General features: G+C 65.2%; 19 protein-coding genes. 14 read left to right on the top strand and 5 right to left on the bottom strand.

Features of this window, described 5'->3' with window-relative positions; translation table 11 throughout:
* Positions 1-173 precede the first annotated feature (173 nt).
* From A7G45_RS21650 to A7G45_RS21635, 4 genes are all read left to right on the top strand, one after another.
* Complete coding sequence (locus A7G45_RS21650) at positions 174-1,997, top strand: fatty acyl-AMP ligase (protein WP_260940217.1); 1,824 nt, start codon at positions 174-176, stop codon at positions 1,995-1,997.
* Between the two features lie 186 nt (positions 1,998-2,183).
* Complete coding sequence (locus A7G45_RS21645) at positions 2,184-3,995, top strand: sulfatase-like hydrolase/transferase (protein ID WP_260940215.1); 1,812 nt, start codon at positions 2,184-2,186, stop codon at positions 3,993-3,995.
* A gap of 68 nt (positions 3,996-4,063) precedes the next feature.
* A complete protein-coding gene (locus tag A7G45_RS21640; RefSeq protein WP_260940214.1) occupies positions 4,064-5,680 on the top strand; it encodes a peptide chain release factor 3 in 1,617 nt (538 codons plus the stop codon).
* 78 nt (positions 5,681-5,758) lie between these two features.
* The gene (locus A7G45_RS21635) at positions 5,759-7,735 is read left to right on the top strand and encodes an OPT family oligopeptide transporter (protein ID WP_260940213.1); all 1,977 of its coding nucleotides are present in this window, start codon (positions 5,759-5,761) and stop codon (positions 7,733-7,735) included.
* 155 nt (positions 7,736-7,890) lie between these two features.
* Here A7G45_RS21635 and A7G45_RS21630 read toward each other — a convergent pair whose 3' ends face one another.
* Entirely contained in the window at positions 7,891-9,042 is a 1,152-nt protein-coding gene (locus A7G45_RS21630; RefSeq protein ID WP_260940212.1) for a hypothetical protein, read from the bottom strand.
* Between the two features lie 146 nt (positions 9,043-9,188).
* Here A7G45_RS21630 and A7G45_RS32565 point away from each other — a divergent pair, with 146 nt between their 5' ends.
* Positions 9,189-9,608, top strand: a complete 420-nt coding sequence (locus A7G45_RS32565) for a GreA/GreB family elongation factor (RefSeq protein ID WP_260940211.1) — start codon at positions 9,189-9,191, stop codon at positions 9,606-9,608.
* Between the two features lie 38 nt (positions 9,609-9,646).
* Here A7G45_RS32565 and A7G45_RS21620 read toward each other — a convergent pair whose 3' ends face one another.
* Both A7G45_RS21620 and A7G45_RS21615 read right to left on the bottom strand, forming a co-directional pair.
* The gene (locus tag A7G45_RS21620) at positions 9,647-10,603 is read right to left on the bottom strand and encodes a mechanosensitive ion channel family protein (RefSeq protein WP_260940210.1); all 957 of its coding nucleotides are present in this window, start codon (positions 10,601-10,603) and stop codon (positions 9,647-9,649) included.
* 171 nt (positions 10,604-10,774) lie between these two features.
* Positions 10,775-11,263, bottom strand: coding sequence for a hypothetical protein (locus A7G45_RS21615; RefSeq protein ID WP_260940209.1), 489 nt, complete (start codon positions 11,261-11,263; stop codon positions 10,775-10,777).
* 243 nt (positions 11,264-11,506) lie between these two features.
* On the opposite strand from A7G45_RS21615, the gene A7G45_RS21610 reads away from it, so the two are divergent.
* The 9 genes from A7G45_RS21610 to A7G45_RS21570 all read left to right on the top strand — a co-directional run bounded on the left by A7G45_RS21610 (position 11,507) and on the right by A7G45_RS21570 (position 19,126).
* Complete coding sequence (locus A7G45_RS21610; RefSeq protein ID WP_260940208.1) at positions 11,507-11,809, top strand: WXG100 family type VII secretion target; 303 nt, start codon at positions 11,507-11,509, stop codon at positions 11,807-11,809.
* Positions 11,809-12,096, top strand: coding sequence for a WXG100 family type VII secretion target (locus A7G45_RS21605; RefSeq protein ID WP_260940207.1), 288 nt, complete (start codon positions 11,809-11,811; stop codon positions 12,094-12,096). Before A7G45_RS21610 ends, A7G45_RS21605 begins: the two co-directional genes overlap by 1 nt.
* A gap of 3 nt (positions 12,097-12,099) precedes the next feature.
* Positions 12,100-14,688: a WXG100-like domain-containing protein gene (locus tag A7G45_RS21600; RefSeq protein WP_260940206.1), complete on the top strand. Its 2,589-nt coding sequence runs from the start codon at positions 12,100-12,102 to the stop codon at positions 14,686-14,688.
* Positions 14,688-15,101 carry a hypothetical protein gene (locus tag A7G45_RS21595; protein ID WP_260940205.1) on the top strand — a complete coding sequence of 138 codons (414 nt, stop codon included), beginning with the start codon at positions 14,688-14,690 and terminating at the stop codon, positions 15,099-15,101. Before A7G45_RS21600 ends, A7G45_RS21595 begins: the two co-directional genes overlap by 1 nt.
* Positions 15,094-15,927 (top strand): hypothetical protein, encoded by an 834-nt coding sequence (locus tag A7G45_RS21590; RefSeq protein ID WP_260940204.1) that lies wholly within the window; start codon positions 15,094-15,096, stop codon positions 15,925-15,927. The genes A7G45_RS21595 and A7G45_RS21590 overlap by 8 nt, the downstream gene beginning before the upstream one ends.
* 10 nt (positions 15,928-15,937) lie before the next feature.
* Entirely contained in the window at positions 15,938-16,438 is a 501-nt protein-coding gene (locus A7G45_RS21585; protein WP_260940203.1) for a hypothetical protein, read from the top strand.
* A 28-nt stretch (positions 16,439-16,466) separates the two neighbouring features.
* Positions 16,467-16,715, top strand: coding sequence for a hypothetical protein (locus tag A7G45_RS21580; protein WP_377042189.1), 249 nt, complete (start codon positions 16,467-16,469; stop codon positions 16,713-16,715).
* Positions 16,716-16,769: 54 nt separating this feature from the next.
* Complete coding sequence (locus tag A7G45_RS21575; RefSeq protein WP_260940201.1) at positions 16,770-18,299, top strand: hypothetical protein; 1,530 nt, start codon at positions 16,770-16,772, stop codon at positions 18,297-18,299.
* Between the two features lie 188 nt (positions 18,300-18,487).
* The gene (locus A7G45_RS21570; RefSeq protein ID WP_260940200.1) at positions 18,488-19,126 is read left to right on the top strand and encodes an SDR family oxidoreductase; all 639 of its coding nucleotides are present in this window, start codon (positions 18,488-18,490) and stop codon (positions 19,124-19,126) included.
* Here A7G45_RS21570 and A7G45_RS21565 read toward each other — a convergent pair.
* Both A7G45_RS21565 and A7G45_RS21560 read right to left on the bottom strand, forming a co-directional pair.
* Positions 19,107-20,000, bottom strand: coding sequence for an IS3 family transposase (locus tag A7G45_RS21565; protein ID WP_260940199.1), 894 nt, complete (start codon positions 19,998-20,000; stop codon positions 19,107-19,109). The genes A7G45_RS21570 and A7G45_RS21565 overlap by 20 nt on opposite strands.
* On the bottom strand, positions 19,997-20,314 hold the full coding sequence (locus A7G45_RS21560; protein WP_260932170.1) for a transposase: 318 nt from the start codon (positions 20,312-20,314) through the stop codon (positions 19,997-19,999). Before A7G45_RS21560 ends, A7G45_RS21565 begins: the two co-directional genes overlap by 4 nt.
* Positions 20,315-20,380 lie beyond the last annotated feature (66 nt).

Here is a 20,380-nt window from a genome sequence, read left to right as displayed (position 1 = left end):
ATCATAGTACCCGAGGGGGGTATATCTCCGGGAATAAATTCGCAGCCGATACCAGCGGGACCGCGTCCCACGCCAAATCATCGGTGGGCCGCGTCACATCGCGTTGTTCACAGTGGCGACATTCACCGTTGTCTGACTCGTCGGTTAGTTAGATTCGCTACTAGTGTCGACATATGGGTCGGGAAGCCTTGAGTCACAGCATTATTGGGGCGGCTGAGTCGCTGGAGCAATACGTTCAGCCGGACGGCAAGATCGTCATACCTGACGGCATCACGCTGACGTCGTTCTTGGAACGCAACCGCGCGGCGATGGGTGATCAGCCGTCGTATCGGTTCATCGATTACGCGCAGAACCCCGACGGCGAGATCATCGAACTCAGCTGGAACGGCCTTTGGGCTCAGGTCAACGCGGTCGCGGCCCGACTGCAGCAGGTGACCAAGCCCCGTGACCGGGTGGCGATCCTGGCGCCGCAGGGCGTCGACTACGTGACGGCGTTCTTCGCGGCCGTCCACGCTGGAAACATCGCCGTCCCGTTGTTCGCGCCGGCCCTCGCCGGCCACACCGAGCGACTGGCCGCGGTGCTGTCCGACGCCAAGCCCGCCGCGGTGCTCACCACCACCGCCGCCGCGGAAGCGGTGCGCGCATTTATCAAGACGCTGCCCGCCGCCGAACGCCCGAGGGTCATCGCCGTCGACGCCGTTCCCGCCACCCTGGCCGACATGCACGTCAGCCCGGAAGCGGGTACCGACGACGTCGCGTACCTGCAGTACACGTCGGGCTCGACGCGCACCCCCGCCGGCGTGGAGATCACGCATCGCAATGTGTGCACCAACGTCATTCAGATGATCCTGGCCGGCGGCCTGGACACCGACATCCGCAGCGTGAGCTGGCTGCCGCTGTACCACGACATGGGCTTGATCATGATCATGTTCCCCGCGCTGTGCGGCGGGCAGATCAGCCTGATGGACCCGATGGCGTTCGTCCGCCGGCCCTACCGCTGGATCCGGCGGCTGGCCGACGAGGCCGCCCACGGCCGGACTTTCGCCGCCGCACCCAATTTCGCGTTCGAGTTGTGTGCGCAGCGGGGCCTGCCGCCGGCCGGTGAGCCGCTCGACCTCAGCAATGTGGTGACGCTGCTCAACGGGTCCGAGCCCGTGACGCTGCCGTCCATCGAGCAGTTCATGGAAGCCTTCAAGCCGTACGGGCTGCCCGAGACGGTGGTGAAGCCGTCGTACGGCATGGCCGAAGCGACGCTCTCGGTGGCCAGCATCGGCGCCGACGAAAAGCCGTGCGCCACATATCTGGACCGCGAGGAACTCGCCGCGGGCCGGGCCGTCGTGGTGGGCCGGCATGCCGACGGCGCGGTCCCCCACGTGTCGTGCGGACGGGCCATCCCCGACCAGTGGGTGACGATCGTGACCCCCGACGGCGACGAGGCCGCGGACGGCACGGTCGGCGAAATCTGGTTGCACGGCAACAACATCGGCCGGGGCTACTTCGGCCGGCCCGACGAGTCCGAGCGGGTGTTCGGCAACAAGCTGCAGACCCGCCAGACCGTCAGCCACGCCGATGGCGCCGAGGACAACGCATTGTGGTTGGCCACAGGCGATCTGGGCGTTTACGTGGGCGACGAGCTGTTCGTCACCGGCCGGATCAAGGATCTCGTGATCGTCGACGGGCGCAACCACTACCCGCAGGACATCGAGGCAACGGTCAGCCGCGCCTCGTCGGCGGTGCGCTCCGGCTACGTGACAGCCTTTGCTGTGCCTGGTGATTCGGGCGAGCAACTGGTCGTGGTCGCCGAGCGTGCGGTGGGTGCGGGCCGCGCCGAATTGGAGCCTGTTGCCGAGGCGGTGCGGGCCGCGGTGTCGCGTCATCACCAGGTGCGCGTCGCCGAGGTGCGACTGGTGGCGGCCGGCCGCATCCCCCGTACAACGTCGGGAAAACTGGCCCGCACTGCCTCGCGCGCGGAGTTTCTGTCCGGTCAATTCGACTGACAGCTGGCGGGTCGGGCGCTGTTGCGGCACTACTGATTTGGGGCGCCTCAGCCCCCTGGGGCACGAGTCGACTCCAGTTAACAGAACGTTATTTGTCGATCATGCCAATTTGCACCGTCGCGGTCGCTGCTCGTGTTGGATGACGCTGTAGCCCACATAGGCCAGTCCTCCGACGGGAGCACCCAGATGACGCCGCAGCGGCCCGACATCGTCATCCTCATGACGGACGAAGAGCGCGCGATCCCGCCCTACGAGGCCGACGACGTTATGGACTGGCGCCACCGCACCCTCACCGGCCGGCGCTGGTTCGACGAGAACGGTGTGCGCTTCACCCGGCACTACACGGGCTCGCTGGCGTGTGCCCCCAGCCGGCCGACCCTGTTCACGGGCCAGTACCCCGACCTGCACGGCGTCACGCAGACCGACGGCCTCGGCAAGCGGTACGACGACTCGCGGCTGCGGTGGCTGCGCCGCGGCGAGGTGCCGACGCTGGGCAACTGGCTGCGCGCCGCGGGCTACGACACGCACTACGACGGCAAGTGGCACATCTCGCACGCCGACCTCGAGGACCCCAAGACCGGCAAGCCGCTGGCAACCAACGACGCCGACGGTGTCGTCGACCCCGTGGCCGTGCAGGCCTACCTCGATGCCGATCCGCTGGGACCGTACGGCTTCTCCGGCTGGGTCGGACCGGAGCCGCACGGAGCGGCCATGTCCAACAGCGGTTTTCGGCGGGACCCGTTGGTCGCCGATCGGGTCGTCTCCTGGCTCGAGGACCGATACGCGCGGCGGCGTGCCGGCGACGCGGATGCGCTCCGGCCGTTCCTGTTGGTGGCCAGCTTCGTCAATCCCCATGACATCGTGCTGTTTCCGGGCTGGGTGCGCCGCAGCCCGCTGCTCGACTACCCCGTCCTCGAACCGCCGCACGTGCCCGCGGCGCCGACGGCCACCGAAGACCTGAGCGACAAGCCGGCCGCGCAGGCCGCGTTCCGCGAGGCCTACTACTCCGGCTACGGCCCGGCGGCGGTGATCGAACGGACCTACCGCCGTAACGCCCAGCAGTACCGCGACCTCTACTACCGGCTGCACGCCGAGGTCGACGGCCCGCTGGACCGGGTGCGCCGGGCCGTCACCGACGGTGGGTCCGAAAACGCCGTGCTGGTACGGACTTCCGATCACGGCGACCTGCTCGGCGCGCACGGCGGGCTGCACCAGAAGTGGTTCAACCTGTACGACGAAGCGACGCGCGTCCCGTTCGTCATCGCCCGGATCGGCGCGGACGCGACCGCGGCCCGCGAAGTCGAGGCGCCGACGTCACACGTCGACCTGGTGCCGACACTGCTCGGGGCCGCCGGGGTCGACGTCACCGCGACCGCCGAAACCCTGGCCGCCACGTTCAGCGAGGTGCATCCCCTGCCGGGCCGCGACCTCATGCCGGTGGTGAATGGTGCTGTGGCCGAACAGGATCGGCCGATCTACATCATGACCCGCGACAACATCCTCGAGGGCGACACCGGGGCGTCGGGCGCGGCGCAGGCCATCGGCGCCAACACCAATCCGCCTGCGCTGCTGCGCATCAAGGTGCCCGCGAACGTCGCGGCCAACTTCGAAGGGCTGGTCTCGCGCGTCACCAACGCCGAGGCGTCCGGTGGTTCCGGGCACTTGTGGAAACTCGTGCGCACGTTCGACGATCCGGCGACCTGGACCGAACCGGGCGTGCGGCATCTGGCGGCGAACAGCCGGGGCGGCGACACCTACCGCACCGACCCGCTCGACGATCAGTGGGAGCTCTACGACCTGACCGCCGACCCTATCGAGGCCTCCAACCGCTGGGCCGATCCCAGCCTGCACGAGCTGCGCCAGCATCTGCGGACCCAGCTCAAGCTGGTCCGGACGGCGTCGGTACCGGAGCGCAACGATCCGTGGCCGTATGTGAGCCGGCGGCCACCGGAGCCGGGCAGCGCTGTCCGCCGCCTGCTGTGCCGGTTCCGCCCGTAGGCAAACCCGCAGGTCACGCCGTCGCGATTACAGGTTTTGCCTGGTCGGCCAATAGCATGTCTGGTGCTATGACCGACACCGCCCCCGCCAGCGATACCCGCGCCACCGGCCGGGTCGCGACCGAAGCCGCCCGTCGCCGTACCTTCGCCGTCATCAGTCACCCTGACGCCGGTAAATCGACGCTGACCGAGGCGCTGGCCCTGCATGCCCGGGTGATCACCGAGGCGGGCGCGATCCACGGCAAGGCGGGCCGCAAGTCCACGGTGTCGGACTGGATGGAGATGGAGAAGGCCCGCGGCATCTCGATCACCTCGACGGCGCTGCAGTTCCCGTACCGCGACTGCGTCATCAACCTGCTGGACACCCCCGGCCACGCCGACTTTTCCGAAGACACTTACCGGGTGCTGACGGCCGTCGACTGCGCGGTGATGCTCATCGACGCCGCGAAAGGCCTTGAGCCGCAGACCCTGAAGCTGTTCCAGGTGTGTAAGCACCGCGGCATCCCGATCATCACGGTGATCAACAAGTGGGACCGCCCGGGCCGGCACGCGCTGGAATTGATGGACGAGATCCACGAGCGCATCGGGCTGCGGACGACGCCACTGACCTGGCCCGTGGGCATCGCCGGAGATTTCAAGGGCGTGATGGACCGCCGCAAGGGGCACTACATCCGCTTCACCCGCACCGCAGGTGGCGCCACCGCCGCGCCGGAAGAGCACATTCCCGCGGACAAGGCGCACGACGCCGCTGAGGGTGACTGGGACACCGCCGTCGAGGAGTCCGAACTGCTGTCGATGGACGGCTCGGACTACGACCGCGAGACCTTCCTGTCCGGCGAGTCCTCGCCGGTGCTGTTCACCTCGGCGGCGCTGAACTTCGGCGTCAACCAGCTGCTCGACGTGCTGGTCGACCTGGCACCCTCGCCCGGCGCGATCATCGACGTCGCGAAAGAGCCGCGTCCGGTGGATTCGCCGTTCAGCGCGTTCGTGTTCAAGGTGCAGGCCGGCATGGACAGCTCGCACCGCGACCGCATCGCCTATGCGCGGGTGTGCTCGGGCACGTTCGAGCGCGGTGATGTGCTGACCCACGCCGGGACCGGCAAGCCCTTCGTGACCAAGTACGCGCAGTCGGTGTTCGGCCGGGAGCGTTCGACGCTGGACGACGCGTGGCCCGGTGACGTGATCGGCCTGGCCAACGCGGTAGCGCTGCGCCCCGGCGACACGCTGTATCGCGATGCGCCCGTGGAGTTTCCGCCGATCCCGAGCTTCTCCCCCGAGTACTTCTCGGTGGTCCGCGGCAAGGACCCGAGCAAGCACAAGCAGTTCCGTAAGGGCATCGAGCAGCTCGACCAAGAGGGCGTCGTACAGGTGCTGCGCTCGGACAAGCGCGGTGAGCAGGCGCCGGTGTTCGCGGCCGTCGGCCCCATGCAGTTCGAGGTGGCGGCGCACCGGATGGCGACCGAGATCGGCGCGGCCATCACGATGGAATCGCTGCCGTACCAGGTGGCGCGGGTCGTCGACCCCGAGGACGCCGAGTTCATGAACAAGCAGGTGTCCTGCGAGGTGCTGACGCGCTCCGACGGCGTGCTGCTGGTGCTGTTCTCGACGCCGTGGCGCCTCGAAGGATTCCAGCGGGACAACCCTTCGGTGAAGCTGCGCTCTCTGGTGGCCGCGGCCGAGAGCTAGCGGCACGCCCTGATAGCGGGCGCACGTCGGTCCTCAGCCCTTACGGTGTAGAGCACCCGTAAGAGAGAGGACGACGAGTTGGCCGTCGCGACCCCCGCCACCCCGACCCTGCGTGAACTGACCGTCCGCGGGATCCTGCTCGGCGGTGTCATCACGCTGGTGTTCACCGCCGCCAACGTCTACCTCGGACTGAAGGTCGGTCTGACGTTCGCCACGTCCATCCCGGCCGCGGTGATCTCGATGGCGGTGCTGCGTAGCTTCGCCAATCACTCGGTGGTCGAGAACAACATCGTGCAGACCATCGCCTCGGCGGCGGGCACGCTCTCGGCAATCATCTTCGTGCTGCCGGGCCTCATCATGATCGGCTGGTGGACCGGATTCCCCTACTGGATCACCCTCGCCGTGTGCGCGGTCGGCGGCACCCTCGGCGTCATGTACTCCATTCCGCTGCGGCGCGCCCTCGTCACCGGCTCGGACCTGCCGTATCCCGAAGGAGTCGCCGCCGCCGAGGTGCTCAAGGTCGGCGACAGCACCGGCGGCGCGGAGGCCAACCGCACCGGGCTGCGGGTGATCGTCTTCGGTTCCCTGGTCTCGGCGGCCTTCGGGTTGCTCGCCAACATGAAGCTGCTCGCGAATTCCGTTACGGCGTATGCCCGTATCGGTGCCGGCGGGACGATGTTCAGCGCCGGTCTGTCGATGGCGATGATCGGCGTGGGGCACCTGATCGGGATGACGGTCGGTATCGCGATGCTCGTCGGGCTGGTCATCTCCTTCGGGGTGCTGCTGCCGATCCGCACGATCGGGGCGTTCGGGACGGGCGAGCCGATCGGCGACATCATCGACGGCATCTTCGTGCACGAGGTGCGGTTCGTCGGCGCCGGCGCGATCGCCGTCGCCGCCATCTGGACTCTGCTGAAGATCTTGCGCCCCATCATCAAGGGCATCACCGACGCCTTGACGTCGGCGCGCAACCGGCGCCAGGGCCAGCTGGTCGACCTCACCGAGCGCGACATCCCGTTCCCCATCGTCATCGGCACCGTCGTGCTGCTCCTGCTACCGATCGCCGTGCTGCTGTGGGATTTCGGTCGCGGCACTGCGCTGCAAGGGCATTCGGCCGGGATCATCGTGGCAAGCCTGGTGTTCATCTTCGTCATCGGCATGGTCATCGCGTCGGTGTGTGGGTACATGGCCGGGCTCATCGGCTCGTCGAACAGCCCGATCTCCGGCGTCGGCATCCTGACGGTGCTCATCGCCGCGGTGCTGATCAAGGTGGTGTTCGGGCATGCCGACGATGGCCAGTCTCTGGCGCTGGTGGCCTACACGTTGTTCGCGGCGGCCATTACGTTCGGCGTTGCGACCATTTCCAACGACAACCTGCAGGACCTCAAGACCGGCCAGCTGGTCGGCGCCACACCGTGGAAACAGCAGGTGGCGTTGGTGATTGGCGTGGTGTTCGGGTCGGCGATCATTCCGCCGGTGCTCAATCTGATGCAGCGTGCGTTCGGATTCCTCGGCGCGCCCGGTGCCGGTGACCATGCGCTGGCGGCTCCCCAGGCAGCGCTGATTTCTTCACTGGCCAAGGGTGTTTTCGGCGGCTCTTTGAACTGGGGACTCATTGGGTTGGGCGCGGTAATCGGGGTTGTCGCGATTCTGGTCGACGAGACCCTCTCGCGGACATCACGATTCGCGCTGCCACCGCTGGCTGTCGGGATGGGCATGTACCTGCCGATGAGCCTGACGCTGATCATTCCTTTGGGCGCCGTCCTCGGGTACTTCTACAACCGCTGGGCTGACCGGACAGGCGGAGATATCGAGCGCAAGAAGCGGATTGGCGTGCTGCTGGCGACGGGCATGATCGTCGGCGAGAGCCTGTACGGGGTGGTGTTCGCGGGCTTCGTCGCCGGGACTGGTTCCGACGAGCCGTTTGCGCTGTTCTCTGGTTTCAGCGGGTCTATTGCTGAAGTCATTGGCGTCGTGGCCTTTGCGGCGGTGCTGACGTGGATGTACAAGCGGACGCGCACGATTGCGGGTAGTGAGCCGGTTTCTGCGGGTTGACGCTTCGAGCGTGCGGGTAGTGCGTGGCTGATTTCGTGTCCCTGTGTACGTTCGCTGCGTTCGCTCGGCGAGCTCTCCTGACATGTTCGATTTGGAGCCGTCAAGTTTCCTTGACGGCTCCAAATCGCATGTGCCACAGGAGAGCTGACGTGCCACTAGCCGGCCTCGTCATACCCCCAAAGCTCTCGCGCCTCGGTCAGGATTTCGTGCCGGTAGCTCGGCCGCAACTCGTCGATCACGGCAAGGGTTTTCGACGTCAATTCATCCCGAATACCACTCTGCGCGTGCGCGTATGGGATGAACGCACGTAGCAGATCGGGAACGTCCAGCGCCACCTCCACGGGCGTGCCGTCGTCGTAGTAGGACGGGTTGCGCATCACGTCTCGGACACGTGTTTCACTCCACCGCAGCGGGTCTTCCGCACCGGTCTCGAAAAGCTCCAGCAGCTGATCTCTGTAGACAGAGCCGTCGAACGTAGCCGACAAATCACTGGCGAAGAACGCGTCGCAAAGTTCCTTTGCCGCTTGCCAATCCACAGCCGGGGACCGATGCTCGCCGCCTTCTGGCAGCCGACGCACCAGCCACCGAACCAATGGTTCGTAGAGCGGCCAATCATCGGTTTCGCATGCAAACGTCGGTCTGGCGAATGCGTCTTGAATCCAAGTTCGAGCGTCGGCCGGCGACATCTCGACGACCTCGAGTTCGTCATCGGATTCGGCCATCAACGCGACAGCCTCTTCGATCGGACCTGCAGCCGCGGCGGCGCTGACAATTCCCCCGAATCTGTTGTGGTCAATCAGCACCACGATGGTCAGCTCATGCCCACCATGGAGTCGCGCACCAAGGAAGAGTTCGTCGGCATCTCCGAACACTTCGGTTCTGCGGACCGCACGGTACACGTCAATCCGGGGTAGCTCGGCAATCCATCGCGGCAGATGCTCACGGCGTTCTGACAGCTCCTCCCTGCATCGCAGCTGCAGTTCTGGCTCGTCAACGAGAAGTTCCGCGATCACCGCGAGCACCGCCGTCGTCTCCCGATTCCGCACACCAATCAAGGCATTCAGAGTCCGATCCAGCGGCAAGGGATCGCGGCGAACGGATTTCAGAAACGCCAGCTTGTCGGGCTTGGACAGGTGGATCAAATCGCTGGCCAACCGGAGTAGGCCGAGCGGATGGCCACACGACATGGCGCGCCGCATGAACTCCGTGGCCCGCCTGCCTGCCGCGCCGCCGGCATTGCGCTTCTTCGCTCGCCGCACATCGCGTCGAGCCTGTTTGAGGCTCCGTAAACGTCGTTTGTCGGTCATGTCGCGGACGCTACGCCCGGGCTATGACAAGTAGGCAGCCGCCGTTTTCGCCCCCTGACTGACACCCGGACGTACATCTCGTGACATCACGGCAAACAAGCTCGCGTGCACGCATCGCGACCCGCGCGTCGACGGATAGTAAAGGTGTGGACGCTGTAATTCACCCGAACACCGCGTCAAGGGTTCCGCCCTCACACCCGGTGTCATCGAATGCCGCTGAACAACACGGTGCGGTCATCGCAGACCGGCACCCGCGAGAAACCTCATCCACCAACACAATCGATGCCCGCGACGAGCTGATCCTCGAGGGCCAAGCCGTACCGGGCGCATGGGTCACCGTGTCGTTCAACGGAGACCCCGACGACACCGACGTCTTCCAGCTCGTTCTCCCCGCCGACGCCAAGCCGCTGGGCGACACCTGTTCCGTCGAGTGTCCGCTGGGCAAAGCACTCGTGGCCACTCACGTCGGCGAAACACGCAGATACGTGACAGAATCCGGTCGGAGCATGGCGATCACGGTTCTCGCCGTCGACGGGGTGAACCCGAAGGAGACGGCGGGACGCTGACCGCTCCCCGACCAATGTTGTTCGGGGAGCCCAAGGCACTACTCCGCTGTGCGACCGCCGACCACCGCGTGAATCCGCCCCTGCGGGTACGGCAGTGCGATGCCGTGCTCGTCGTAGGCGCGCAGAACCTCGCGGCGGAGCCGGCGCTGCACTGCCCCTTGCGTGTTCGGCCGGGTTTTCACCGACATCCGCAGGATGAGCAGATCAGGTGAGAGTTCCTGCACACCAAGCATTTCCGGATCGCCCAGCACATTGGCGGCGATCGCCGGATCGAGGATGGCGGCCTCCGCCGCTTCGATGGCCACCAGCTCGGCCCGGTCAAGGTCCGCGGTCAACGCGACCGGAACCTCAACGTGCGCAACGGCGTAATCCTGGCTCATGTTACCGACCCGCTTGATCTCACCGTTGCGGACGTACCAGAGGGTGCCGTCGCCGTCGCGGACCGTGGTGATGCGCAGGCCGACGCTCTGCACCTCGCCGGTCACGTCGCCGAGGTCGACGTTGTCGCCGACGCCGTACTGATCCTCGAGCAGCATGAAGATGCCACTGACGAAGTCGCGGACCAGGTTCTGCGCACCGAAGCCGATCGCCAGGCCAACCACACCGGCCGAGGCGATGAACGGCGCGATGTTCACGCCCAACACGCTCAGGATCGCCAGCACCAGCCACACCAGCAGCAGGATCGACACCGTCGACTTGAGCACCGACCCGATGGTCTGGGCGCGCTGGCGGCGCCGCTCGGCGGCCTTGCGTGCGCTCGACGACGACGTCCGGTCGCGCAGGTAGCGCAGCAGCGGCGGGCGGTTGGCCTGCGACTGCTCGTCTACGGCCTCAGCCTTGCCGGCCCGACCGGTGGTGGCGCTGTCGATCAGGCGGTGCAGCACCAACCGGGCGATGAGGGCGATGACGCCGTAGGACACGATGCGGATCGGGACCTCGACCAGCCAGTGTCGGTTCGTATCCGTCCATTCGAAAGCCAGTTGGTAGACATGCACGAGTCCGACCCTACGAGAGGGCATCGAAATCCCTGGCCACGGCGATTCCCGGCTGCGACCTGGACCAGCGGGTTTCCGTCGTCGAGAGATCCAGTCGGCGGATGGGGCTGGTCGTTGCGCAGTTCACATCGGCGGTGACCCGCTGCAGGACAGTCCTGCGTCGATGGGTGACTACTCCGACCCATCCGTTGATGGCCCGGCATCGACCTGCTGGACACGCGACTCGGGAGCATCATCCGCCACGCGGATTTCGCGGAGTGCCCAACCGGAGGTATCAATCGAGTTGGTTTCGACATACTCGACGAGAAGCCGCCCGACTTCATTCGGCATGAGCACTTCGTTCTGGTTCACCTCGACTGAGGTGCCGTCTTTTCGGGCGAGCGCGACCTGCGGCCCCTTGTCGCCTGGATGCCCAAGGACGAACAGCTTCCCGTTCCGCATCAGTTCGACGGTCAGCCCTGCCTGGCTGCCCGTGGTCTGCACGAAATTGTCATCCGGTTCGACGTACTCTGACGTCTCGTCGCCCTCGGGCAGCTCGAACACGATCATGAAGAGCTTTCGATCACCGATGAGGCTGACGAGATGGTTGAGCTGCATCTCTGCCCGTGCCGGCTCGTCTGAGAGCGCGACGGTAGCGAATTCTTTGACTGCGTACGTCATGGCACCTATCTCCGGTCGGACACCGGTCACCTTAGCCGGCACTACGCAGGCAATGACCGTTGAAGTTCAAGGGGTTTCGTGCTGCAGCGACCGACGAACGTCCCCGGCGATAGGACCACAATCCTGCCAGCATTCTGACAGGAACCTGTCTAAAACCTGTGAGTGACAATGAGATTCGCGTCTGCGACCCCCACCGGCGCTCGGTAAGCTCCATTCGTCAGCCAAACGCGTTGGGGGTATCGCATGGCCGAGTTACAGGTCGAACCGTCGGAGTTGGTCGCGGTGTCGCACGAACTGTCCACCGTCGCCGACGGGCTACGGACCGGCATCGGCTCGTTGGACAACGAGGTTTCCGGCCTCATGGGCACGGGTTGGACGGGGTCTGCCGCATCGGCGTACGCGGGTGTGTGGAAGGAATGGCACGAAGGCGCGGCCCAGGTGGCCGCCGGCCTGAGCCGCATGTCGACGCTGCTCAACGACGCTGCGGCCAAGTACACGAGCGCCGACGCCGACGGCGGCGCCCACATCGCGGGATCGGGTCTCTGATGAGTGAGTTCAGCGTCAACCCCGGAGCACTGGCCGCGGTCATCGATCGGATGACCGCCTTCGACAGCGACCTGGAAGCGCATCTGGCGCAGGCGGCCGGTTCGGTCGCTCGGCTGGGTACCAGCTGGTACGGCGACGCCGGTGAGGCGGAACGGTCGGCGCAGGCGCAGTGGAACGAAGGCGCGCGCGAGATGCGGGAAGCACTGGCACGGCTCCGACAGATCGCTGAGGGCGCCCACGAGAACTACTCGTCCGCTGCGAGCAAGAACCATCAGATGTGGTCCTGATCTGTGACCGGCCCGATCACGGTCGACCCGACGGCGCTCAACTCGGCGGGAGCGTCGGTTGGCGCTGAGGCGAACAGCGTCTCCGGCGCGGTCACCACGCTCTCTGGCGCACTGTCAGGCCACGAAGCCGGCTTCGGCCACGATGCGGCCGCATTGGTCTTCTCCCGCAGCTACATGAACGCAGCGAATTCGTTGCTGCAGTCGGCGGCTGCGGCCGTCAACGCGTCGCACCGGACCGGCTTCGGCATCCAGATGTCGGCCTACAACTACGGCACCGCCAACGCGCACTCCACTGTCGGCGGCGGCGAGTCGCCGGTCACCAAACCCACTGAACCACCGAAGTATCCGACGCCCAGCGCTCCGTCGGTGTTCGGCGGCGGCATCGCCGAGCCGTTGGGCTGGAGCCTGGTCGAAGCGTTTGTCGGAGACCTCTGGCCTGACGGCGATCCCGCACAGATGCGCGCGACGGCAGCCGCCTGGCGCGCCTTCGGCTCGTCGATGAGCGGCGGCTCGGGTCCCATGACCGCCGCTGGAACGACTTTGGGCGGATTTCAGATTCCCGATGCGCCGCAGATGCAGAAAGCCGCCAACGACATCAGCGGCGGCCTGACCGATATCAATACACAGGCGCAGAAGCTGGCCGGCCAGATCGATTCGTTTGCAACCACTGTCGAGAACACGCAGAACAAAATCCGCGACCTGCTGCATCAGTTGAGTCCGAGCGGCATCCTCAGCACCATTGGCGGCATGTTCGAGGGCCACAATCCCCTCGACAAGATCAAACAGATCGCGGACGACATCAAAGCGGTTCTGGGCAACATCAAGCGCGAAGCCGATGCGATGCAGCAGATGTTCACCCAGGGCATGCAGGACCTCGACTCGCTGACCGACAAGCTCGAGAAGTGGGCGGACAAGGAGTTCGTCGAGGCGTTCGGCCAGGAGGTCGGCGGCGCGCTCGGCTCGACGTTCAATGCCATAGTTGACTTCGACGAAGGCGCGTTCAAGTTCGTCGCGCAGACGGCCAACGGGCTCGAACAGCTTGATCCGACCCGATTCCTCTACGACCCGGAAGGTGCGGCCAAGGCCTGGGAAGGCACCGGCAAGGCACTCGGTGAGATGGCTCTGGTCGGCAACCCCCTGACGGCGCCGTTGGCGATGGCGGACCCCGGCATCCGGAAGGACTTGACGAATCTCGGCAAGTCGATGATCGACTACGACGACTTCAAGAACGGACACCCTTTCCGCGGATTGGGTTACGACACAGCGCAAGTCGCGACCTTCTTCCTGCCTGGCGCCGGCGAGGCGGCGCCCGCGGCCGACGCTGCCGGTGGGGCGGCGCGCGTCGGTGCGGCAGAGGCTCGGGCCGGCGGGACCGTGGCGCGCGATGCAGGTACGGCGGCGTCCAAGGTCGGTGCGGCCGGCGCTGCCGAGGAAGTCGCCGGACAGGCCGGGAAGATCACCAGCAATTTGGACAAGGTCGGCGTTCCGGAGGCCGCGCCTGGAACCAGTGCTGCAGGCAAGGCGCCGATAGAGGTTCCGGCACCCAAGCCCGAAGCAGCCCCTGTGCCAAAACCTGAACCTGCGCCCGCGCCTCACGCCGAACCTCCGGCGCCGCACACGGCCCAGCCGGCCGAACCGCACTCAAGCGCTCCGGGATCCGAAACACACACCGCGCCAAGCAGTTCGACATCGCACGAGCCACCTGCGGGTCCAGTCGAGCACTCTCCCGCACCCGCGACGCATGAGCCTGCGCCCGTTACGCACGAACCGGCCGCGCCGGCCCAGGCGCCCGGCGACACGACGCATTTCTCTGGTCCGAATGACTCCGCGCCCCACGCTCCCGGCGGCCACATCGATCCGGGGGACGGACGTGTCTACTCGATGATGGACGACAGTTCGCACACAACGTCTTTCGCGCCGGAGCAGCTCGGGGACAATCAGCGGGTCCTCGATGCGATGACTGACCACGGCGTCAGCAAGAGCGACATGATCGACCTCATCAACACGCCTACCGATGCCCTGACTCCCGTCGAGCGGGATCTGGTCAACGACGTGCGCGACGCTCTGCCACACCCGACCGACGACACCGTGATGCAGAAGGTAATTCCGCCCGGGTACTTCGATGACGCGAAAGGGTTCGTCCCGAGCCGGGCCGATGACTACATCATGGGAAACCAAGACTGGCTCAATGTCGATCAAGTGGGTGGTTCGGTGTCGATGGCCGACGATACGGCTCACCTCGGGACGCCCCAACAGATCCACGACGGCTTGCGTCTGGACTACACCGACTCTCCGTACACCCCCGAGGACCCGGGGACTCACATCATCCGGTTCCAAGCGGACCCCGACGCCCCGGGCTCCTACGAAGTGCCTCGCACTACGGACATGGGCGGCAATGGCGCCTACGACGGGTGGGATGATCCATTCACCGGCAATGGGTTCACCAAGTCCGGTGACGATGTCATTCCCGAGTACTACGCCAAGAATGTGACGATGCGAGACGGTGCCGAGATGTGGGAGGTCCTCGATGACGGAACCCAACGCCTGGTTGCTGTGCTCAAAGACAAAGAATGGATCCCGCAGGGGAACTGATGACTGACATTCCGGTGACAGGCGCCGTAGCGGAGTACCGCGGGCAGCGGTTTCGAATCTTGTTCAGTGGCACCGACTGGGTCGCGCTGAACGTGGCGCCCGACGTCGAACTACCGGATGCGTTCGCTCGCGGTGAAGCACCAGCCGAACCGGGCCACTACGAACCGTGGGCCAAGGTCCCTCGGCCGGCTCTCGATGGCGTCATCCAGGTCAGCGTCAGCGCCACCCTCTCGGGACACACTGTGTCGCTCCGGCGCCGGTTGCGGGACGGCCGGATTGGGGTGGAGTTCATCGGACCGCCCAACATCGCCCGCGAAATGGGTCTCGACGGCGACCAGCACACGGGATGGACCGGCCTGGTCGATCCCGACGATTTGCACGATATTCAGATCGAGGAGACGCGGCGTGGGTGAGCATTTCGTGCTGCAGAAACTCCTTGCCGCCTCTATCTCGAGCGCCATCGTGGAGAACGGACTGGACCAAGTCGGCGGGTATGTCACCGAGGCGTCGGCGGTAGTCGGTCTGAGGACGCCCGCAGATCTGTTGGCGGCGTACGGCGTTGACGCCGCTCCCGATTTCGCGGATGTGGTCCGATTTGAGCAACCGCGACTGGCAACGTTCACCAAACCGAGTGACGCGGAGCCCTGGCGCGACTTCCCCCACGGTTTTCTTCACGGCGGGTCACTAGCTCCGGTCTGGCGCATGAGCCGCACCCGGTTCCCCTACGGGGCCGAGTACTGGCGAATCCGTTCCGACGGTGAGCAGAAGCGCTTGTCGCGCTATGAGGGTGTCGGGCGTGGCTGGGTGGGCGCCAAACGGTGGCGACCGCCGAGTCCGATGGTGGGCACGTTGGCGCGCTGGCAGGGTCGGGAGTTCTTCGCCGACGCTATTGCGGAATCCGTACTGCTGACTGCGATCGCGAACGATGGTCCGGCTGGCTTTGAGCAGGTACGCCCGCAGGTGTGGTCCGCGACCGTGCCTCTGTCGGAATGCGAAGTGTTCGAAAGGGTTTTCACGGCCCGGGTCGACGGTGTCCCCGTGCGCATACTGCGTCGCACGGGTGAAACCGCCGAGGTGCTGCTGCTCAGCGATGACCCCGCTGATGCCGAGCGCGTCGGCGCTGGACTGGTCGAGGCTGGGGTGTTCGAGGCTGTCGTCGATGCCCGTCGCTTGTCCGACGTCCATGGGGTCGAGAACCAGTGGGTTCCGAACGCGGATGGGTCCAATGAGGCTCGATAGACCCACTCACGTGCAGACGACGAATCGTTCGTCGGGGTGGATGAGCGATTTCCCCGAGGAGATACCCGGGCAGATCGCCGCGATCATCAACCGCCTGGGTGGCGGCCGGTACACGTATATGTCGATCTATCCCCTGCCCGCACACGCAGGTATCTACGACGATGTTCACCCGACCGAATGGATGCAGGCCACTGGTGTCGCGCCCGATCGGCTCACGGCTGAGATCAAGCAAGCCGACGCCAATGGCTTGCATCGGCTGTACACGATCGGCCGACCCGCCCGCGCAGGTGAATCGGCCATGACCGAGCGAATTCAGAACGGCGACAACACTTACATGGTGAGTGCCTCCGAGGTACTCACAGCCACCGACGCCATCGCACTGTTCCAGCACTACTACGACACGCACTCCGTCCCCGACGGCTGGAGTCTGCGCGAGCAGCCCGAGTTCTCCGACACTGCGATCGCCGACGACCTCACCGATAGCGCCTCCGAAGACCACGGCGAGCGCTAGATCGGAGCGTGGTGTGAGATTCAGTGAGGTGTTCGTCTCCCAGGAAGACCGGTACTCGATCGGCGTCGAACTCGATTCTGGCAGTCACTACGTCTCGATCCCGGTCAGCAACGGAGTGGTCGATTACGAGGAGTACTACGCGATTTCAGCTGAGCAGTCGGACGTGTTCCTGTCTGACACGACTGCAGCAATCGAGTTTGTCGAGGCCTGCCGGCGGCGTGAGCATGACGATCTGTTGGTCCTGAAGCCGGGTACCAACCGAGGGACGCCCTCCTGATGCGAGGAACGGAAGCCCCCTCGTACCTCAGCGACCGCTCTTTTGGGCGGCGCGATGATTGACGACGCCGTCCAGCGCCGCGGCGAACCGTGGTATTTCCTTGTGCAGGAAGACCATGTTTTCTATATCGAAGCTGAGGAACGCGGCACACGGGGTCGCTACTGGATGTTCAGGCGGCGCACTGATGCCGAGAAGTGCCTACTGTTCCTCAACCACCAAGATGGTCGAGGCCCTGAGTCGCCGCTGTTCCGGTGGTACCGCCGCGGCCTCCACCCGCGAGCCTCGCTGTCGAAACCGGATCCAGAGAATGTTCCGAGCCGAGTCAGCTTGACTGTCGATGGCGAGCCAACCGATCGCGGCTGGATGGACATGGACGATGCTATATCGCTGTCCCATGTTCTGTTGCTCAGCTACGAAGAGCTCGAATATGAACTGCAGCAAGATGTCTCATCCGGCACCGCACGTGGGCCTTCTGGCGAACGTGACACGGACTTCGCGGTTGCCACACCCCAAGCCGACTCACAGCTGGATGAACTGATCAGCCGATGGCAACGATGGCGTCGCATCTACGCCTTCGCCGGCCAACCTGCGCACGACGAGCCGATGTGGGAGGCGGGCCGTCTACATCTACGGCGTGGATACCCACTTCCGGGCTGGACGTCGTACATCGTGGATCCCGCCGACGGCGGGTATTACGTCCTGACCGCGACGACCGAGCGACGGAACTATCCTCTCGAGGGATCGGCTGGATTCTTCACCGATGCAGACGACGTGTCGAAGTACCTCATCTGGAACCTCGGCGAGAACCTTCGGATGAACTGCCGACTGGACCCCACCGTATGGGCCTGGGAAGGCAGCGGATTGGATGCTCGGGTGCGCTGGACGCCGAGGGCCGAGTTCGTCTCGAAGTACGAGCTGATTGCGGACCCTAGCAGGTACTTCGTCTTGCGGTCAGGCGGTATTCATCCCGAAAACCGGCTGCTGCCTATGACATTCGACGATTTAGAAGTTCAATTGCTCGACGGTGTACCAGAGGAAATCCTCTCCGCGATCTCACCGCCGCCTCCAATACTGAAGACATCAAGCGCGTACGGGGATGCGACTGAGAACCAACTGAAGGAGGCCAGCATGTCGGCTGACATCGCCGAAACCCTTGCCAAATTGCCTGCAACGCCGGGCATCACGTATCGAGGCCTGTCGGGTGCACCTACGACATCGGCGATCACCTTGTCCCAGGTGATGCCAACATCAGCTGACCCGCGGGTGGCCACCGAGAACTTCACGGCAGAACGCGTCGTCGCCATCGTGACCATCACCGGACGATTCATCGGGCCGCTGTCGCGGTATCCCGATCAGATGAAAGTCGCGTTGCTCCCCGCCACGCTCCTCCTCCCCGTCGGTTCTGTCGCGGTTGCCGGGATTGCCAATGATGTCGTCCTCCTTGCCGAGACAGGAACCGCTCCAGGACTGCCCGCGGACTTACCGGAGCTCAAGCGAGTCGTGAGCGCACAGGTGTCCGCCGCGCTCCAGCGGCCGCCAGCGACCATCCACTCCCCCGGCCGATTCTCGACGCCACGGGCGTAGCGACGCTAGCCGCGCCTCGGCGCCGTGGTCCCCTACCGCAAATAGCGGCACCGTGGAACACCGCGAGCCACGCAGCCATTCCCCAGCTCCCGTGTCATGAACCCCACGCATCGCCAGCGGTCACATTCGTCGGCGTCGGTGGTTCTATATCAGTAACGAGAGCGTTATTCAGACTGAAAGGGGCAGACATGACCGACGTAGCAGGCAAGGTGGTTCTCGTAACGGGTGGCCGACGGGGCCTGGGCGCAGCGCTGGTCGACGAGGTGCTGGCCCGGGGTGCCCGCAAGGTCTACTCCACCGCGCGGACGGCCTTCACCGACGACCGTCCTGAGGTGGTCACCTACTTACTTGAGGTCAGTTCGGCGGATTCGGTTGCAGCACTTGCGGATATTGCCGGTGACGTCGACATCGTGATCAACAACGCCGGCGTTTCCCACCTGGATGATCTGCTGACCGGCAGCTGGGATGACATCACCGACACCTTCGACACCAATGTGTTCGGGCCATTGCGGGTGACGCGTGCGTTCGCGCCAATTCTCGCCGCCAACGGTGGCGGCGCCCTGGTCAATGTGCACTCGGTGTTGTCGTGGCTCGGCGGCGCCGGCGCCTACGGCGCCTCGAAGGCGGCGATCTGGTCGATCACCAACTCACTGCGCCAGGAACTGCAGCCGCAGCACACGCAGGTGGTCGGAGTGCATGTCGGGTACATCGACACGGATATGACCGACGGCATCAACGCACCCAAGCTTGCACCTGTGGAGGTTGCCCGCCGCGTCATCTGGGGTTCCCCTGAAAAAGTGGACACGGTTAGCTTGATTGCTGATTGATCCGTGCGGTGATCTCGAAGTCGATAGGTGAGATCATTCCCAGTGAACTATGCCGCCTGTCATGGTTGTAGTAGCGAAGGTAATTGTCAAGTCCCGCAGCAAGATTCGCATACGTTGTGAAGGCATGCCGCTTGTAGTACTCGTGCTTGACCGTCGACCACAGTGATTCGGACCCGGCGTTGTCCCAACATATGCCGGTGGCCCCCATAGAGCGGCGCAGGCCGTGATCGGAGCAGACTGTGGCCAAGTCGTGACTGGTGTATTGACTGCCCCGGTCCGAGTGCAAGATGGTGCCGGCCCCCGCCCCGCCGCGGGTGAACACCGCCGCGTCCACCGCCTGCTCGACGAGCTCAGTGCGCATGTGGTCAGCCACCGACCAGCCCAGCACCCGTCGCGAGTGCTCGTCGCGGATCGCGCACAGGTAGGCATCGCCTTCACCGCAGGTCAGATAGGTGATGTCGGAGGTCCATACCGCATCGAGGCGGCCTTGATCGAAGACCCGGCCCACCCGGTCGGGTGGGAAAGACGCCGCCGGGTCGACGACTGTGGTTTTGACCTTGAAGGTGCGCGGGCTGATGCCTTCGATGCCCATCTCGGCCATGATCGCCGCGACGGTGTTGACCGACACCGAGACCCCAGCGGCGTGCAGGTCGGCGGTGATCCGTGGTGAACCGTAAGTGCGTCGGGATTCTTGCCAGTGGGCCAGGATCTTGACCTCGAGATCGCGGCGCCACTGCTGCCGCGGCGTGGGTTCGGTGCGTCGCTGCCGTGCTTCCCAGGCGTAATAGCCCGAGCGTGAGACGTCGAGGAGCTCGGTCAGTGTGGCGATGTCGTGGTCGGCGCACTCCGCGGCGATGAGCTCAAACCGACTCACCGATGTTGCTGTGCCGCAAAGTACGCCGATACTTTTTTCAAGAAGGCGATATCTCGGTCCTTCTCGGCCAGTTCCGCACGCAGCCGCACCAATTCGGCGCGTTCACGGGCCGTCAGATCGCCTTCTGGCGGCCCATGGCGGGCATCGCTGGCCACCCCGTCGCGGACCCTCTCCTGACGCACCCACTTGCCCAGCAGACTCTCGTGCAGGTTCAGTTCGCGGGCCACCTCCGAGACCGGCCGGCCCCTGTCAATCACCCGACGAGCAGCCTCCACCTTGAACTCCGGTGTGAACGACCGACGCGTCCGCGACATATCGACATCCTTCCAGCAGGACACCGTCCCGCTATCTCAGGTGTCCACTGAAACTGGGGAACCTCC

The sequence above is a fragment of the Mycolicibacterium llatzerense genome (assembly GCF_025331195.1).
Taxonomy (GTDB): domain Bacteria; phylum Actinomycetota; class Actinomycetes; order Mycobacteriales; family Mycobacteriaceae; genus Mycobacterium; species Mycobacterium llatzerense.
This window is presented reverse-complemented; position numbering and strand designations above follow the sequence as displayed.

Excerpts from the sequence above, each read along its gene's own strand:
- A7G45_RS21605 (WP_260940207.1), top strand. The coding sequence starts at position 11,809 with ATGAGTGAGTTCAGCGTCAACCCCGGAGCACTGGCCGCGGTCATCGAT.
- A7G45_RS21640 (WP_260940214.1), top strand. The coding sequence starts at position 4,064 with ATGACCGACACCGCCCCCGCCAGCGATACCCGCGCCACCGGCCGGGTC.
- A7G45_RS21610 (WP_260940208.1), top strand. The coding sequence starts at position 11,507 with ATGGCCGAGTTACAGGTCGAACCGTCGGAGTTGGTCGCGGTGTCGCAC.
- A7G45_RS21570 (WP_260940200.1), top strand. The coding sequence starts at position 18,488 with ATGACCGACGTAGCAGGCAAGGTGGTTCTCGTAACGGGTGGCCGACGG.
- A7G45_RS21630 (WP_260940212.1), bottom strand. The coding sequence starts at position 9,042 with ATGACCGACAAACGACGTTTACGGAGCCTCAAACAGGCTCGACGCGAT.
- A7G45_RS21575 (WP_260940201.1), top strand. The coding sequence starts at position 16,770 with ATGATTGACGACGCCGTCCAGCGCCGCGGCGAACCGTGGTATTTCCTT.
- A7G45_RS21615 (WP_260940209.1), bottom strand. The coding sequence starts at position 11,263 with ATGACGTACGCAGTCAAAGAATTCGCTACCGTCGCGCTCTCAGACGAG.
- A7G45_RS21560 (WP_260932170.1), bottom strand. The coding sequence starts at position 20,314 with ATGTCGCGGACGCGTCGGTCGTTCACACCGGAGTTCAAGGTGGAGGCT.
- A7G45_RS21595 (WP_260940205.1), top strand. The coding sequence starts at position 14,688 with ATGACTGACATTCCGGTGACAGGCGCCGTAGCGGAGTACCGCGGGCAG.
- A7G45_RS21650 (WP_260940217.1), top strand. The coding sequence starts at position 174 with ATGGGTCGGGAAGCCTTGAGTCACAGCATTATTGGGGCGGCTGAGTCG.
- A7G45_RS21645 (WP_260940215.1), top strand. The coding sequence starts at position 2,184 with ATGACGCCGCAGCGGCCCGACATCGTCATCCTCATGACGGACGAAGAG.